Source organism: Kribbella endophytica, from assembly GCF_054781295.1.
The window spans coordinates 209,564-223,372 of sequence record NZ_BAAGUR010000001.1 but is presented as its reverse complement, the minus strand read 5'-3'; the positions used below and the strand labels follow the sequence as shown (position 1 = coordinate 223,372).

Sequence of the window (13,809 nt, the reverse complement as noted above, 5' to 3'; positions counted from 1 at the left end):
CGGCGGGGGTTGTGTCGGTTTTGTCAGTTGTGTCAGGAGGTCGGCGTGCTAGGCGGCCTGGTCGCCGAACAGGTCGAGCTGGTCGGGGTCGGTGGCGGTCTGGGCGTTGATCGCGGCGCGCCGGGTGGCGGTCTCGCAGCCCGCGCACAGCGCCACCAGTGCGGCGGTGGTGACGGCGGCGGTCAGAGTGACCGTGGGGTCAGCGGGGACGGCGGCGAGCCGGTGCGCGACACCGTGGACGATCCCGCAGCGGCCTTCGGTCTTGCGATGGGGCTTGCCGCACCGGCCGGTGCACTCGCAGCGCCATCCCGCACCGGACAGCACGGTCTGCCAGGTCGCAGCGCCGATCATCGGCGGACGGAACGGGTCGAAGGTCGCCGCGCCGACGCCGGTCATGCGGCGGCCTCGTGGAGGTAGTGCACGGGCTTGCCAGTGCGGTGGGCGTGCTCGATCTCGCGGCGGGTGGATGTGCCGATGTAGCCGCCGGGGTTGACGATCAGGACCCAGCAGGCCAGGTCGATCTTGGTCAGGTGCAGTGCGTCGAGGCGCTGTTTGTCGTCGGCGGTCACCGCGTCGCCGGCGTGGGCGAACACGCCGGGCGCGAGCACGATGTTCCCGGCCAGGGTCAGCTCACGGTTCGCGGCGGCGATCTGGTCACGGAAGCGGGTGGACCCGCAGATGGTCACCACGTGCGGCTGGGTGGTGGGGGTGTTCATGGCTGGTTTCTCCTTGCAGTCAGCGGTTCAGCGGTCGTCGGGTGGCGGTCACCAGATCCGGTTGCGCTTGGTCGGCTTGCTGGCCTTTCGCGGGTTGGCCTTGGGGTGGTTGATGCACCAGGTGCAGTGCGCTCCGGAGCTGCCCGGGTTGGAGTGGCGCATGCTGCAGCAGGGGCAGAACGGGGTGTTGGGCTTAGCCATTGCGGTAGGTCCTGTTCTGTGTGGTCACTGGTTGTTGCGGTGGTCGAGGAGGCGGCGGCCGATGCGCTTGCGGCGGCCGGTGCCTTTGCAGCGGGGGCAGTTGCGAAACTTCTTGCCCGACGGGGAGCGGGACTTGCCCGCGCCGTCGCAGCGCCCGCAGGTGGCGTACGGCCAGACGGCGCAGGCCAGCAGGTACAGTCCGCCGACGATCAGCGCGGCGACGGCCAAGACGGCGACCTGTTCGGGCCGGCTGAGTGCTTCGGTCGCGTCGGCGGCGGTGGTTGCGGCGAGCATCAGGCCGGAGCTGGCGAGCAGTACGGCGTGAACTGGATCAGTCATGATCATCACTCTCTGTAGCGGCGAGTGGGCGTGTTTGGGGGAGGCGGTTGCCTGTTGGCGGGCCGCCGGATCGGTTGGTCGGGGTTGGTTAGCTGGCGGTGATCGGGTTAGGTCTCTAACCCGGAGCCGTCTCGGGGGTTAATCCGGCTCTGACCTGCGGTTAGTTAGCGAGTGAGGTGGGTTAACCGGGGGCCGGAAACCGCTGGTCGGAGCCGGTCTGGAGCGGTTCGCGGCCCCCGGTTGCCGAGCTAACTGGCGATCGGGTCGGCGTCGTCTTCGGTGTCGTCGGCCGCGCCGGCGTCGCGCTCGCGGAGCACGATCGCATCACGGACCGTAGCGGGATCGAGGGGGTAGCGGTTGCCGGTCGAGGGGACCTTGATCCCGTGCTCGGCCGCGAGGATCTCCCGCAGTGCCTTGCCGGTCAGGCTCTGGTACGGCGTCCAAGTCGGCGCGAGCCGCTTGAGCAGGGCGGGCACGTCGGCGATCGCGACGGGATCGGTGTCGAGGACCTCGTCCAGGTCGGCGAGCAGGTCGCGGCTCTCGATCTCGGGGCGTCGGGCCTCGCTGGGCGCGGGCAGCTTGCGCTTGGCGATCGCGGCCAGGGCACGGTCGATGACCGGCGTGATTTGGTCGTTGCCCTCGGCACCGTCCAGGAAGTACCACTGCAGCGTCTCGTACTTCGCGGCGCTGAAGCCCTTGACGATCGCCGTACCGCGGTTCTCGCCGGGGATGAGGTCGGTGGCCCGTACGCCCTGCTTGAACGCGCCCTGGCCCAGCAGGCCGTCGTTGGCGACGTAGTCCTGCACGTAGAACGCGACGTTGTTGGTGACGTTGCGGGTGACGTCCTTGGGGAGCGAGGTCGCGGTCGGGGCCTGGGTCGAGACCCGGAAGTGCATGCCGCGCTTGCGGCCGAGCTTCACCAGACCGATGGCGTACTTGGCGATGTCCGCGCCGTACTCCTCGTGCTGGAAGGCCACGTGCGCCTCTTCGAGCAGACCCACCAGCGGGTGCAGGCCGACGTTCTTGTCCGCGAGCTCGCGGGTGACGTGCTCAACCTGGTAGGTCTTGAGCAGCTCACCGCGCCGCTCCATCTCCTCGAACATCTCCTTGAGGTCGTCGCGGATCTGGCGGATCGACTCGTCGTCGGCGCCCATGACGTAGCGCGAGCAGCGGCGCTTGAACCGCTCGAAGTCGAAGTTCTGGTCCGGCACCCAGATCCGCATCTCCACGGTCGGGTCCAGCGCGCACCCGGCCATGAACGTCTTCGACGCCGACGACTTACCCTGTCCCGGCGCGCCACCCACGATCGAGTTGCGGCCCATCACCGGCTCACGCAGATCGTCGCCGCGCAGCGTCTTGCCCGCCGGGACGCCCTTGAACACGTCCACCAGGCCCTCGGTCAGCAGCGGGTAGCTGCCGGGACCCCCGGCGAGCGCTCCCTTGTCGGCGACCCACAGGTCCAAGATCCCGGCCTCGTCACCGGTGGTCGGCCACACCTCGGAGCCGGCGCGGTGCAGGCTTGTCGCCAGCGCGACGCGACGCTTGGAGATCTCCTCGGCGGGCACACCGCCAGGCAGCCGGATCAGCGCGTGCGTGCCACGGCCCTGCTGGCGTGCCGGGGTGATGAACTGCAGCTTGTAGCCCTGCTTCAGGTAGCGGGTGATGTTCGGGATGCGCAGCGAGTCCAGCGCCTGCGCGATGGTGGATTCATCGATCGCCATGTCCAGCTCGGTGTCGGCCGTAGTGACCATCCACGCGGGCGGTTCCGCGATGCGCTTGCCCTCGCGGAACAGGGCGATCACGACCAGCACCGGCAGCGCGAACGTGAGCACCGTCCACGCCACCCCACCGACCGCGATCACGAGACCGATGAGCGCGAAGAATCCAGCCCACACGCCGCTGAACGATCCCGACCCGGTGAGCTTGGCGAACACCGCGATCACGAACACGATCACCGGCGTCGCGAGCGTTGCACCGACCGCGACCTTCAGCACGCCCCATGCCAGCTTGGGAGCGTCCATCAGCCGGTTGTGGCGGCGTTCGGTGGCCAGCTCCTTGGCGGCGGTCCACTCCTTCAGCGCCTCGCGATCACCGGCGGCCTCAGCGGCCTTGATCTGACGCCGGTAGACGCCCATCGTCCCGGCGTCCCACGCCCGCTTAGCGTAGGACTCACCACCCTTGACGACCGTGTACGCTGCCCGCGCAGTGACCTTGCCGGTCGTCTTGGTGCGGTCGTGCGTCGCGACCCGCTTGGCGACCTGCCCGGTGCTCACCGCTCGGCGGACCAGCGTCCCGCGGTTGGCGAGCCGCTGGTCGAGCGCGGCCGACTCCTCCTCGCTCAACACCTCACCCTCGATCACGTCGGCGTCCACGACTTCGTGAACGTCGCCGTGAGCGTCGGTCGTGTCGATGCGCTCGGAGGTTTCGTGAACGATGCCGTGGTCGGTGTCGTGAACCGTCTCGTGAACGTCGGCGTGAAGCCGGTGCACGTTGTCGTGGCCGGTGTCGTCGGGGTGGTCGTGGTGGCTGTTCATGCGTTCCTCCGGTCGGTGTCCGGGGCGATGTGCGGGGTGGCCGGCCGGGCGATCAGGTAGACCCGGATCGCCGACGTGCGGCGGTTGCGGAAGGGGCGCGACGGCATGGAGACGATCTCGACTCCGGCGGCGGTCAGGTCGGCCAGGACGGCGGCCACGTCGGTGGCCTGTCCGATCAGCCGGACCCCGACCGTGCCGCTGGCCGGTGCGCCGTTGATGGTGCGGTGGCTGGTCATGCCGCGCTCCGCTCGGTCAGCTCTGCGGTGCCGTCCCAGCCATCGAGGTCGTGGCCGACGCACACGACCGTGGAGGCGACCAGGTCGCGGGCGTTCGGCGGGCAGACGGCGTTGCCGATCATGCGGGCCTGCTCGCGTTTGGTGCCGAGCACGACGTAGCCGGGCGTGAACGCCATCCCGGCGGCCTGCTCGCGCGGCTCCAGCATCCGCAGCTCGCAGTCCTCGACGTTCGGGGTGCCGTACTCGAGTACCGACTGATGCCCGGCGGTGGTCAGCGTGCGCAATGGCTCGTTCACCGGCGTGCTCATCTCCGACCCGTCGCCCCGGCTGGAGTTGTTCCGCATCACCAGCGCGAACCGGTCACGGGTGGTGAACGTGCCGTGCGGCTCGTCGGTGGTCCGGGCGGTCGCGTTGCCGTAGTACGGCACCAGCAGGGCGTGGTGGTTGCCGGAGGCAGCGAAGGTGTCGAACACCTGCCCGGTGGTCTTCGCGGTGTTGTTGGCCCGCAGCGGCACCACGAGCGCCTCGGACTCGGTCGTGGTGCGGGTCCGCATCACGTCCAGCACCGAGCTGGCGTCGTTGTTCCAGGTGCCGCCGGCCGGGACGAGCAGCGCGTTCTCGTTGCGTGTCGTCTGGGTCCGCAGGACCGCGGTGACCGGGAACGGGCGCTTGCCGTCGCGGCCCTCCATCGGGACCACCATCGGCACGCCGCCGCGCGCCTGCTTCTCCAGCGCGGCCACGATGCGCTGCATGGTCTTCTCGGCCAGCGGGCGCGTCCGGTCACCGATCCGCGTCCCGCGCAGGCTCCAGTCGATCGCCGACCCGGCAGGCAGCCAACCGGGCTCCACGACCGCGTTGCGGCAGGTGACGCGCGGGCAGCGCCACACGTACTGGGCGCGGTAGCGGCCCCACGCCTTCGCGGGGTTCTTCCAGGCCTGCATGGCCCGCACGACTTCGTCGCAGCCGGGGCAGTAGGCCAGCGGGCGGGTCCACCGGTCCAGGTCCGGGTGCGGGGTGCCGCGCTGGTGGCACACGACGTACACGCGGTCCCTGGACTGCGGGGCGGGCAGCCCGCCGGCCTGGGCGTGCATCGAGTTCTGGTAAACGACGTGCAGGCAGTAGCCGATGGCCTCCATCGAGGTGCGCCACGTGCCCCACAGCACCCACTTGGCCACGTCCACGACGTTCTCGACGATGACGACCGGGTAGCGGTGGAATTCGGCGAACCGCACCACGTCCCACATCGTCGCCCGCGAGCGCTCAGCGGCCTCGTCCGGAAGGACCTCGCCGAAGAGGTCCGGGGTCCGGTCGATGTTGCGCTTGCGGGCCTTGGCGATCGAGTGGTTCGTGCACTCCGGGGAGAACCACGCCGCCATCGTGCGGGGGTAGCGGCGCGGATCGACCTGCGACAGGTCGGCGCAGTCGTGGTCGGTGGTCGGGTGGTTGGTGTTGTGGGTCTCGACCGCGAGCCGCCAGTGGTTCGCGGCCATCACGATCTCCACACCGGGCACCTTCTTGGCGCCCGAGCTGGTACCGCCGGAGCCACAGAAGAAGTCAGTCCAGTCGTACATGGGATCAGGCCTCCAGAGCGCGCAGGTCGAGGTCGTTGAGCAGGTCGAACAACTGGTCCGGGTCGACGGCGATCAGCCCGCAGTAGGTGCCGTCCTCGGGGTCGAAGACCGGCCACGACGTGACGCCGAAGTTCGCGAGCTTCTGCGAGGCGAGCAGGATCCGAGCGCGGACCTGACGGTCGTCGTCGCCCAGCGGGCCAGGCCAGTTGCCTCGGTAGTCGTTGGGGTCGTGATTCGGGATGGGCATCAGGCGGCCTTCCTCTCGATCGACTGCACGGCGGCGTCGCCCGCGACGGCGGCAGGCAGGTTGAGGTCGTGCTCCAGCAGGGCACGGGTGGCCTTCGCGACCTTGGGCGACAGTCCGGCCGAGCAGCCGGTGGTCTTGCGCGCCCATGCCGGAGTGATCGAGGCCGGGTCGGTCTCGCCGTCGAGCGCAGCGAACGCCTCGTTCACGTAGTCGGCCAGCAGCTTGCGGCCGGGCTTGGCCGCCGCCTTCTTGCGTGGCTTCGGTGACGCCTTCCGCGTACCGGCGGCGGAGTTGGTCACCGACGCGGTATCGGACGGCTGTGCGGCGATTTGAGCGATTTCCCCTGCCACGTGAGACGGTGCCTCCGGGGCGCTGACGATCGGCTCAGCGGCCTTCTGGGGGTCGGCCAAAGCTGCCGTCTGCTCGGCCCGCAGGACGGCTTCGGTGAGTCGGTCGCGCAGAACCGGTGCGGTCTCGGCCGCGCAGAACACCAGCAGCGGCGGTACCGAGTGCAGCACGATCCCGGCCAGGTCGCGGGTGGCGAAGGAGTGCCACGTGTTCATGACGAAGGTCGCGCCGAACGCGAACCGCTTCGTCCGCGAGATCCACTTGCCGGTGTCGCTGACTTGGTACCGGGCGGTGATCTGCTCAGCCCGCAGCACCGCGATCAGGACCAGCGAGACCATCGGGTCCAGCAGCCACGCCGCGATCCAAGGCAGCGACCCAACTGGGGCACCGTCGGCGGCGAACGCCTGAACGTTGACCATCGTGAAGGCCAGCCCGAGCACGATCCCGACCCACATCAACACGTCCACCTGCGTGCGGATCGACTCGACCCGCAGCGCCACCACGTCGGGGTGAGTGGACAGCGTCCGGACCTGCGACGCCTCGGCGGCAGCCGTCCGCAGCCGCTGAACGCTCGACTTCGGCTCGGTCTGCGCCGACGCGGTCACTGCTTCGGCGGTCATCGGTTGACCTCCTGCGTCATCGCCGTACGGGCGTCGGCCAGGAATCCCGCGACGACCCACAGGTCGCCGTGAGCGGTAGCGGCCTCGGCGGACACCTCCCCGGCGCGCGACATCTCGCCAGTCAGCACGAACCGCGTCAGGTGCTCGAACCGAGCAGCCAGCTCCTGAGCCACGTCGCCGGTGGTATCGATCCCGAGCCGCTCCGCCCACACCTCGGGCAGGGTCACCGCGGCGCGGCGGCTCATCGCTTGCCCGCCTTGCCGGTCGAGCTGTTCGAGCGGTCGGTGTGCAGGTGCGGGCAGCACCTCGGCGATCCGCAGAACTGGTAGTGCTTCGGGCTGCACCACGCGGCGCAACCACCGGTCCGCCGGCTGCCGTCGCTGCGCGGCTTGTTCGGCTTCCTCATCACGCCGCACCGTCCTCGACCTGGTCGGCGGACAGCTCGCGGCGGGCGACCAGAGCCCGGCGCTCGGCGCGGCGTACCCGGCGGCGGTCCAGCACCGACGCGGCCGGCCCGGCGGTGATCAGCGCAATCTCAGCGTCCAGTACGTCCAGCTCAGCCGCGACAACCGGCCATTCGGCGTCGATCGCCGCCAGGTCCGCAGCGTTCGGCTCTTCGTTCTGGACAGCCTGAAGGTGGATGATGTTCACGGGTTGTGCTCCTGTCTCAAGCAGATGTGTGCGACCCAGACGCCTCGGCGGTAGCCGCCGCCGGGGCGTCATATGAACTCAGTTGCGAAACTGTGTTGCGCAACAAGCTAGCGGATGGATTCAGGGTTGCGCAAGTGGGGCGCGGTACTCTTGTTGCGTGGCTGATCTACGAGATGACCTGTCGGCGGCTACACGCCGCTATCGCGAGACCGAGGCTGCGCACGAGGAGGCTCGGCAGGAGGTACTGGCCGCGGTTCTGGCCTCCCTACGAGCTGGCGTGACGCCGACTGAAGTCGAGCGGCTGTCGCCCTTCACGGCGGCCTACATTCGGAAGGTCGCGCGAGCTGAGGGAGTTCCGCCCGCGCCGCCTGGTCCGAAGCGGGCTGCAGTGGGGGAGTCGGGGCGTTCATGACCTCAGCGTCGGGCCGATTCTGGGGAGCGGAGCGCACTCGCCAGGCTGCGTACTTTTGTGCGCAATGGCCTGGCCTTCCGGGGGTTCACTAGAGGGGCCACGCGAGCTGAGGGGAAGCGCAGATGCATGTAGGAGAGCGGATCGGGGCCTACCGCAAGCGACGCGGTATGTCCCAAGACGCCTTGGCCGGCCTCATCGGAATGTCGCGGTCATGGCTGTCGCAGGTCGAGCGCGGCATCCGGGGCGTTGACCGACTGTCCACCCTGAACGACCTAGCCACCGTCCTACGCATCGACGTCGCCGACCTCATCGGTCGTGACTGGGTGCTCGCTCCAGATGCTTCGGAGCAAGTGAGCGCCGTCGACGCAGTGCGCAGCCAACTCGCGGGCTACCACCACCTGCTGGGGGAGCGGGCGATCCCCTGGCCGCTTCCGCAACTCCGCAACGGCGCTGTGCAGGTGCATCAGGCCTACCAGGCTGCGAAGTACCAGTCCGCGACGGCAATGCTTCCCGACCTAATCCAAGCCGCCGATGCGTACGACGGTTACCAGGGCCGAGATGGCCGCGAGACCCACCTAGCGCGCTGCTCCGTCTACTCCGCAGCGGCAAAGCTTCTGACCAAGGTGGGGGAGCACCAGCTCGGCTGGCTCGCCGCCGATCGAGCAACTCACGCCGCCATGGCGGCCGAGTCCAAGACCGCTCAAGGGATGGCTGCCTACCAGGTCGTCTGCGCCCTCCTGCGCAGCCAGCGGACCGACGACGCGGAACGAATCGCAGTCCGCTCGGCCGAGGGACTCATGTCCGCGACCGGCTCCGACGCGCCCGACGCGGTCTCGCTCGCGGGATCGCTGTGGTTGATCTCCTCAGTCATCGCCGCCCGCCGCTCGGACCGAGCGACCTCAACCGAACGCTTGGCGACAGCCGACCAGCTCGCCGGCCTACTGGCCCACGACGGGAACCACTGGTGGACCGCCTTCGGGCCGACCAATGTCATGATCCACCGAGCGTCCGTCGCCTCTGAATTCGGCGATCCGTCTGGCGTGCTCCGCGTCGCGGCCGAGATCGACACTGACTCGCTCCCGGAGGGCCTGCAAGGCCGCCGATCGCGCCTCCATATCGACCTCGCATGGGCGCAAGCCCAAGCGAAGAACGACATGGAAGCAATCCTGCACCTCAAGCAGGCCGAACGAGTTGCCCCCGAGTCGATCCGCTACCACACCATCGCGCGCGAGCTCGTTCGCGAACTCCTCAAGCGCTCCCGCAAACCGACCCCAGCCCTAACCGCCATCGCAACCCGCGCAGGAGTCCTCGCGTGACCAACCGCACCCTCTATCTCGTCACCTGCGGGGCGCCCCTAGCTAGCCGCATTGGAGACGGAGTGCGCTCTGCCCGTGAATTGGGATGGGACCCCTATGTTATCCCGACCGATGCCGCCCTCCCGTGGCTTGATGGACAAGACCTGGATGACGTTCCAGTCCTTACTGGCAACCGCGAACCCGGTGGTCAGAAGCGCACTCCTAAGGCCGATGCCGTCGCTGTGGTTCCGGCCACGTTCAACACTCTCAATGCTTGGGCCAACGGCAATGCGAACACTTACCCCTTGACGACCTTGTGCTCTGCTCTGGGATCTAGGACAACTGCTGTCGCTGTGCCCTTTGCTAAGCATGATTTGGCTGGACACCCAGCGTGGCTGGCTTCTCTCGCGGTGCTGCGGTACGCCGGCGTTACGATCGTTGATCCACATACCGGATCGAGTTCGTCGCTCAACCCCGTACGCTCCGGCACAGGTGATCAAGTCTCATCTGCGTTTCGATGGGACTGGGTGATGCACATGTTGGGCAGGTGATTTCACTGGCATAGTTGCGGCACAGGTAGATCTAAGTCGGGATGAGAGATGGATCTAGTATCTGCAGCAGTAGGTGCAGTATTCGGCGGCATCCTAGCTTCAATAGTCGCTTGGGTTCAGACGCGGACGACACTGCGCCACGATCTGGCTCTGTTTCAGCAGGAGATGGCAGCTGAGCGTGGAGCGATGCGTGAGTCTGCCCGTCGAGCCGCGATCTCTGATGCACTCCACGTGCTCGGGGTGGCCATGGCAGAAGCTGCAGACCTGCGGTTCCGATTCGCCTTTCTGGGGGGCAATGTTCCTGGCTACGTTCGTGATGGGCGAAGGAACGCTGAGGCCATCCTGCGAGAGCTTGGAACTGCGAAATTTACGTGTGTTGCTTTATTGAATAGCGAGGTCCAGCAGGCGTGGGACGAAGTCTCGGAAGCTGCCTGGGCTGTGGCCAGCAGCAAGGGGGAGGAAGCGAAAAAGGCGGCTATGGCCGAATTCAATACACTGGCGAGCAGTCTGCATAGTGCCCTCGCTGCTCGTTTGACAGAAGAATAGCGGCGGATTGATATGACGCTTGCCGTGACCTCCCTTGTTTGGGTCATGTGATCTAGGGGAATTAGTCGATGATGCGCGCTCTCGATTCCTGGATTATATGATATCTACTCTCATGATCACTCCTGACGCAAGAGGTGGCACATGTCAGATAGTCGATGGCCGCATGCATTTATCAAACGTCGTATCCCATCTCAAACTATTCACGGGACGACTGGTGAGGTTTCGAGCGCGCTGCGTTTAGCCGCCTACCTGGATGAGATTGAGCGTCAATCGCGAATATTTACGCGTTCGTTCTCAAATGCCATGGATGCAGCGCTCGTCGATAATGATGCGGAAGAGAGTTGGCGTGAGTTGCAATCGGCCGTGTTTGCGGCCATCGTTATCAACCGAATAGTTGATTTTCGTGGAGAGGCCCACGGCTGGCCTGGTTGTAGCAAGGCCCAGGCGACGCGGATTGCCGTCGAGCGCTCCGAGGCATTACGCGGCCTCTTGAGTCTTCCGGAGCCCGAACCTGGCGCAACCAGGATCTTTGAAGTTCGTAAAATCCGTAATGCGATGGAGCATATCGACGAGCGACTGGACCGCACTACCAGTGGAGATGAGGTGGGGGGCTTCTCTGATTGGTACCTGTCTGACGGAATGATGCTTGTAACGCCGGCGGAGGATGCGCGGACAAGGCCTCCACTAGGTCTTCGAGCATTCATTCCTGAAGTGGGTCAGCTATTCTTCGGCGACGACCATCTTAATATGTTCAGCCTTGATCTCGACATTCTTCAACTGCAGCATCAGATCAATGAGGCGCGAAGAAGTCTCGCAGGTAGGATCCGCGGACCTATGTTGCATGGTGGTGGGAAGTTGATGGCATTTGCGGACGAGTCCCACAAAGTCGCGAGCTTGGCAACTTGGACCAAGGAGCGGTCTGAATCTCTGGACCGCTTAGAGCAGACAGGACTCAGAAATGTAAAGCTCTGGTTGCAAGCGAAAGACTAGGTCTGTGGGGGAGTGGGTGTCGTGTAGAACTCAAGCGTTGGTTCATTTATCTCCGCGCGGAATATGTTAACCACCTTCGTAACTTCTCTCAGCAAGTTCTGAAATAGTTCCGCAGCGTCGCGACCATCGTCTAACATCAATCCGATTTGAGGTTCACGGATATCGATCAAAAGTTGGTCGGCGTTGGTGGGGTCCGGGCGGACGTTCTCTTCGGAAATATTGAAGTTGAAACCTAATGTTAGGCTGACCACGATTAGTTGATTATGCTTATCGTGGTTATTCAATTCCGAGAGATCTGAGGTCCATTTGCAGCCTTCGAAGGGTTGATAGGTGCGGATAAGGTCGCGATGTGCGGTTGTTACCTTCGGTAGTGATTTGCGCGCGACGTCGCCGTACTTGATGTCATTCTTTTGCATCGGGAAACTGGTTTTCTGTTGGCGCTTCCCCGAGTCCAGCCAGGCAAGATCGTACGCGACATAATCAAGCGCTGTCCGGAGATGATTGAGGATCTCACTTGAGAGCAATCGGACTTCTTTCTGATCCTCTGATGTCGCGAAGCTGATCTGCGACATGTCGATCTCCGGTCGCTCCCGGCGCTCGAACGTTGCTCGGTCCATAGTCAGCGTAAGCGGATTGCTCTGCGCTCTTTGAACTACCCGGCCTACGGTCGCGGCGAGGTCGTTGTAGCGCTGCGCTGCACGTTCGACTCTCTGAGCAGCGCGGAAGAATGTCGGCTTGACCTCGTGGCGGCTGGATCTGTCGTCTGTCATAGGGCCCATGATGCAGGTAGCAGTCCGTTGATGCGTGAGATCCCGTGGCTTGGTAAGTCGCGCCGTCGCTGAGGGTGGTGGGCACCAGAGACGAACGGCAAGTCCTCCGGAGTCGTGCGCCGGATCAGTTGCCAGTTGACCGGAACAACGGAGACCTTCCCCGGGCCACTCATATCCCAGCGATCGCACGAGCTGCCTGGTCCCGACTGCCCCCCAGAACACGGGACTTAGATCGTGTTTCCGCAGGTCATCTGCGGGTGCGCATCTCGACTGTAAATCTGTCGGCTTATGCCTACGCAGGTTCGAACCCTGCACCTGCCACAGGGCAAGTGACAGCCCCTGATCCACTGGATCAGGGGCTGTTCTCGTTCGTACGGCGCTGCGCCTGTCGTGGCCTAGCCTCGGCCGGGACGGAGGAGGCGGGCGGATGGCGGTCGAGGACGAGGTGCGGGCGGTGTCGGCGGCGTTCGACGCGGCGCTGGTGGAGAACGACGCGGACGCGATCGGGCGGTTCATGACCGACGACTGGGTGTACGTCGGGCCGTCGGGAGCGACTCCCCGGGAGGACATCCTCGGCTGGATCGCGTCCGGGCGGCTCGTCCACGACACCATGCGCGTGGTCGGGACCGAGCGGGTGGCCCAGGTGGGCGACGTCGTTGTACTGACCGCCCGGAAAGCCAGCTCGGGGTCCTGGGATGGGACGCCGTACGCGGTGGAGGAGTGGATCAGCGAGATCTACGTCCGCGTGGACGGCCGCTGGCGGTGTGCGTTCAGCCAGAAGACCGACGCGTCCGGCTGAGGCCGTTCACCAGAGGAACGTGAGTTCGGCCAGTACGACGTGCGGCCGTGCCGCGAGCCATGGGTCGAGGCAGGCGCGGAGGTCGGCCTCGGGGCCGGCGAGGCCGAGGACTGTGGCGTCGGTGGCGGCGGGGGTGTGGGCGTGCGCCGTACCGGGGGAGCCGTGGGAGCAGTCGGCGCACATCAGGCGGATGCTGGACCAGTCGTCGAGGCCTAGGCCGGCGGGGCCGATCAGGTCGGCGAGGGCGTCGAGGTCGGCGGGAGTGGCGCCGAGGACCTGGGCCTGCCAGGTCGGCAGGTCCGACGAATCGAGCCGGGCCAGCTGGTCGAAGACGGCGACCTCCTGCTCGCCGAGCAGGCGGGTGCCCTTCGGCTCGCCGTCGTGGAGCAGGACGTCGCGGAAGCGGTGCCCGGACGCCGGCAGCGGCACGCTCGCGATCACCGCGTGGGCGGGGCTGCGGCGCCAGCACCAGATCACCTCGGTGTCGCCGAAGTCGGGGACCACTTGGTGCGGCAGGCTCGGGCGGTCCGGGTTGACGCGGATCGGCACGGAGCCGAAGTTCATGTCGATCGGCTCGGCCCCCGCCTCGACGCCGTCGATCCCGTACGCCGTCCAAGCGCTGCGCGCGGTCGCCCAGTCGCCGATCGCGGTCGCCGCGATGCCGAGGTTCCACGCGGCCGGGTTCACGCCGTCGAAAGCGGCCGCGTTCTCCGGGGTGAACAGCTCGACCGCGCGCTGGTTCCGCGCCGCCGACTCGGCCCAGTCGGCGCGGGCCTTGGAGTACATCCCGGCCTCGAACCAGATCTCGAAGAAGCCCGGCACGAGCTCGAGCATCTCGGCCGCCAGCCGGCCCGCGGCCTCGGCGTCCCCGGCCTCGTCGGCCTGCTTCCACGCGTCCCACACCGTCCCCGCGGTGCGGCCCTCCGGCGTACCATCCCCATGCGCATCCATGACGCGCATCCTGCCGCACGATGCCGGGGAAT

The 13,809-nt window shown here is 66.5% G+C and carries 19 protein-coding genes and 1 tRNA gene; 6 read left to right on the top strand and 14 right to left on the bottom strand.

Going from position 1 to position 13,809, the window contains the following annotated elements; translation table 11 throughout:
- Positions 1 to 48 precede the first annotated feature (48 nt).
- From ACYVIO_RS01170 to ACYVIO_RS01115, 12 genes are all read right to left on the bottom strand, one after another.
- Positions 49 to 396, bottom strand: coding sequence for a hypothetical protein (locus ACYVIO_RS01170; RefSeq protein WP_460648739.1), 348 nt, complete (start codon positions 394 to 396; stop codon positions 49 to 51).
- The gene (locus ACYVIO_RS01165; protein ID WP_460648738.1) at positions 393 to 716 is read right to left on the bottom strand and encodes a hypothetical protein; all 324 of its coding nucleotides are present in this window, start codon (positions 714 to 716) and stop codon (positions 393 to 395) included. Before ACYVIO_RS01165 ends, ACYVIO_RS01170 begins: the two co-directional genes overlap by 4 nt.
- A gap of 48 nt (positions 717 to 764) precedes the next feature.
- A complete protein-coding gene (locus tag ACYVIO_RS01160) occupies positions 765 to 917 on the bottom strand; it encodes a hypothetical protein (RefSeq protein WP_460648737.1) in 153 nt (50 codons plus the stop codon).
- Between the two features lie 24 nt (positions 918 to 941).
- Positions 942 to 1,256 carry a hypothetical protein gene (locus tag ACYVIO_RS01155; RefSeq protein ID WP_460648736.1) on the bottom strand — a complete coding sequence of 105 codons (315 nt, stop codon included), beginning with the start codon at positions 1,254 to 1,256 and terminating at the stop codon, positions 942 to 944.
- 248 nt (positions 1,257 to 1,504) lie between these two features.
- Positions 1,505 to 3,790, bottom strand: a complete 2,286-nt coding sequence (locus ACYVIO_RS01150; protein ID WP_460648735.1) for a cell division protein FtsK — start codon at positions 3,788 to 3,790, stop codon at positions 1,505 to 1,507.
- Positions 3,787 to 4,026, bottom strand: a complete 240-nt coding sequence (locus tag ACYVIO_RS01145) for a hypothetical protein (RefSeq protein WP_460648734.1) — start codon at positions 4,024 to 4,026, stop codon at positions 3,787 to 3,789. Before ACYVIO_RS01145 ends, ACYVIO_RS01150 begins: the two co-directional genes overlap by 4 nt.
- Entirely contained in the window at positions 4,023 to 5,597 is a 1,575-nt protein-coding gene (locus ACYVIO_RS01140; protein WP_460648733.1) for a DNA cytosine methyltransferase, read from the bottom strand. The genes ACYVIO_RS01145 and ACYVIO_RS01140 overlap by 4 nt, the downstream gene beginning before the upstream one ends.
- A 4-nt stretch (positions 5,598 to 5,601) precedes the next feature.
- Positions 5,602 to 5,844, bottom strand: coding sequence for a hypothetical protein (locus ACYVIO_RS01135; RefSeq protein WP_460648732.1), 243 nt, complete (start codon positions 5,842 to 5,844; stop codon positions 5,602 to 5,604).
- A complete protein-coding gene (locus tag ACYVIO_RS01130; RefSeq protein WP_460648731.1) occupies positions 5,844 to 6,812 on the bottom strand; it encodes a hypothetical protein in 969 nt (322 codons plus the stop codon). The genes ACYVIO_RS01135 and ACYVIO_RS01130 overlap by 1 nt, the downstream gene beginning before the upstream one ends.
- Positions 6,809 to 7,057, bottom strand: coding sequence for a hypothetical protein (locus ACYVIO_RS01125; RefSeq protein ID WP_460648730.1), 249 nt, complete (start codon positions 7,055 to 7,057; stop codon positions 6,809 to 6,811). Before ACYVIO_RS01125 ends, ACYVIO_RS01130 begins: the two co-directional genes overlap by 4 nt.
- On the bottom strand, positions 7,054 to 7,218 hold the full coding sequence (locus tag ACYVIO_RS01120) for a hypothetical protein (RefSeq protein WP_460648729.1): 165 nt from the start codon (positions 7,216 to 7,218) through the stop codon (positions 7,054 to 7,056). Before ACYVIO_RS01120 ends, ACYVIO_RS01125 begins: the two co-directional genes overlap by 4 nt.
- Positions 7,218 to 7,463 (bottom strand): DUF6284 family protein, encoded by a 246-nt coding sequence (locus ACYVIO_RS01115; protein WP_460648728.1) that lies wholly within the window; start codon positions 7,461 to 7,463, stop codon positions 7,218 to 7,220. The genes ACYVIO_RS01120 and ACYVIO_RS01115 overlap by 1 nt, the downstream gene beginning before the upstream one ends.
- 534 nt (positions 7,464 to 7,997) lie before the next feature.
- On the opposite strand from ACYVIO_RS01115, the gene ACYVIO_RS01110 reads away from it, so the two are divergent.
- From ACYVIO_RS01110 to ACYVIO_RS01095, 4 genes are all read left to right on the top strand, one after another.
- Positions 7,998 to 9,191: a helix-turn-helix domain-containing protein gene (locus ACYVIO_RS01110; protein ID WP_460648727.1), complete on the top strand. Its 1,194-nt coding sequence runs from the start codon at positions 7,998 to 8,000 to the stop codon at positions 9,189 to 9,191.
- The gene (locus tag ACYVIO_RS01105; RefSeq protein WP_460648726.1) at positions 9,188 to 9,721 is read left to right on the top strand and encodes a flavoprotein; all 534 of its coding nucleotides are present in this window, start codon (positions 9,188 to 9,190) and stop codon (positions 9,719 to 9,721) included. Before ACYVIO_RS01110 ends, ACYVIO_RS01105 begins: the two co-directional genes overlap by 4 nt.
- A 48-nt stretch (positions 9,722 to 9,769) precedes the next feature.
- Complete coding sequence (locus ACYVIO_RS01100; RefSeq protein ID WP_460648725.1) at positions 9,770 to 10,267, top strand: hypothetical protein; 498 nt, start codon at positions 9,770 to 9,772, stop codon at positions 10,265 to 10,267.
- A gap of 141 nt (positions 10,268 to 10,408) precedes the next feature.
- Positions 10,409 to 11,257 (top strand): hypothetical protein, encoded by an 849-nt coding sequence (locus tag ACYVIO_RS01095; RefSeq protein ID WP_460648724.1) that lies wholly within the window; start codon positions 10,409 to 10,411, stop codon positions 11,255 to 11,257.
- Here the strand turns inward: ACYVIO_RS01095 and ACYVIO_RS01090 are convergent.
- Positions 11,254 to 12,027 (bottom strand): hypothetical protein, encoded by a 774-nt coding sequence (locus tag ACYVIO_RS01090; protein ID WP_460648723.1) that lies wholly within the window; start codon positions 12,025 to 12,027, stop codon positions 11,254 to 11,256. The genes ACYVIO_RS01095 and ACYVIO_RS01090 overlap by 4 nt on opposite strands.
- 242 nt (positions 12,028 to 12,269) lie before the next feature.
- Here ACYVIO_RS01090 and ACYVIO_RS01085 point away from each other — a divergent pair.
- Positions 12,270 to 12,347 (top strand) — tRNA-Tyr (locus tag ACYVIO_RS01085).
- A gap of 107 nt (positions 12,348 to 12,454) precedes the next feature.
- Positions 12,455 to 12,826: a nuclear transport factor 2 family protein gene (locus ACYVIO_RS01080; RefSeq protein WP_460648722.1), complete on the top strand. Its 372-nt coding sequence runs from the start codon at positions 12,455 to 12,457 to the stop codon at positions 12,824 to 12,826.
- 6 nt (positions 12,827 to 12,832) lie between these two features.
- Here the strand turns inward: ACYVIO_RS01080 and ACYVIO_RS01075 are convergent, their stop codons facing one another.
- A complete protein-coding gene (locus ACYVIO_RS01075; RefSeq protein ID WP_460648721.1) occupies positions 12,833 to 13,777 on the bottom strand; it encodes a hypothetical protein in 945 nt (314 codons plus the stop codon).
- Positions 13,778 to 13,809 lie beyond the last annotated feature (32 nt).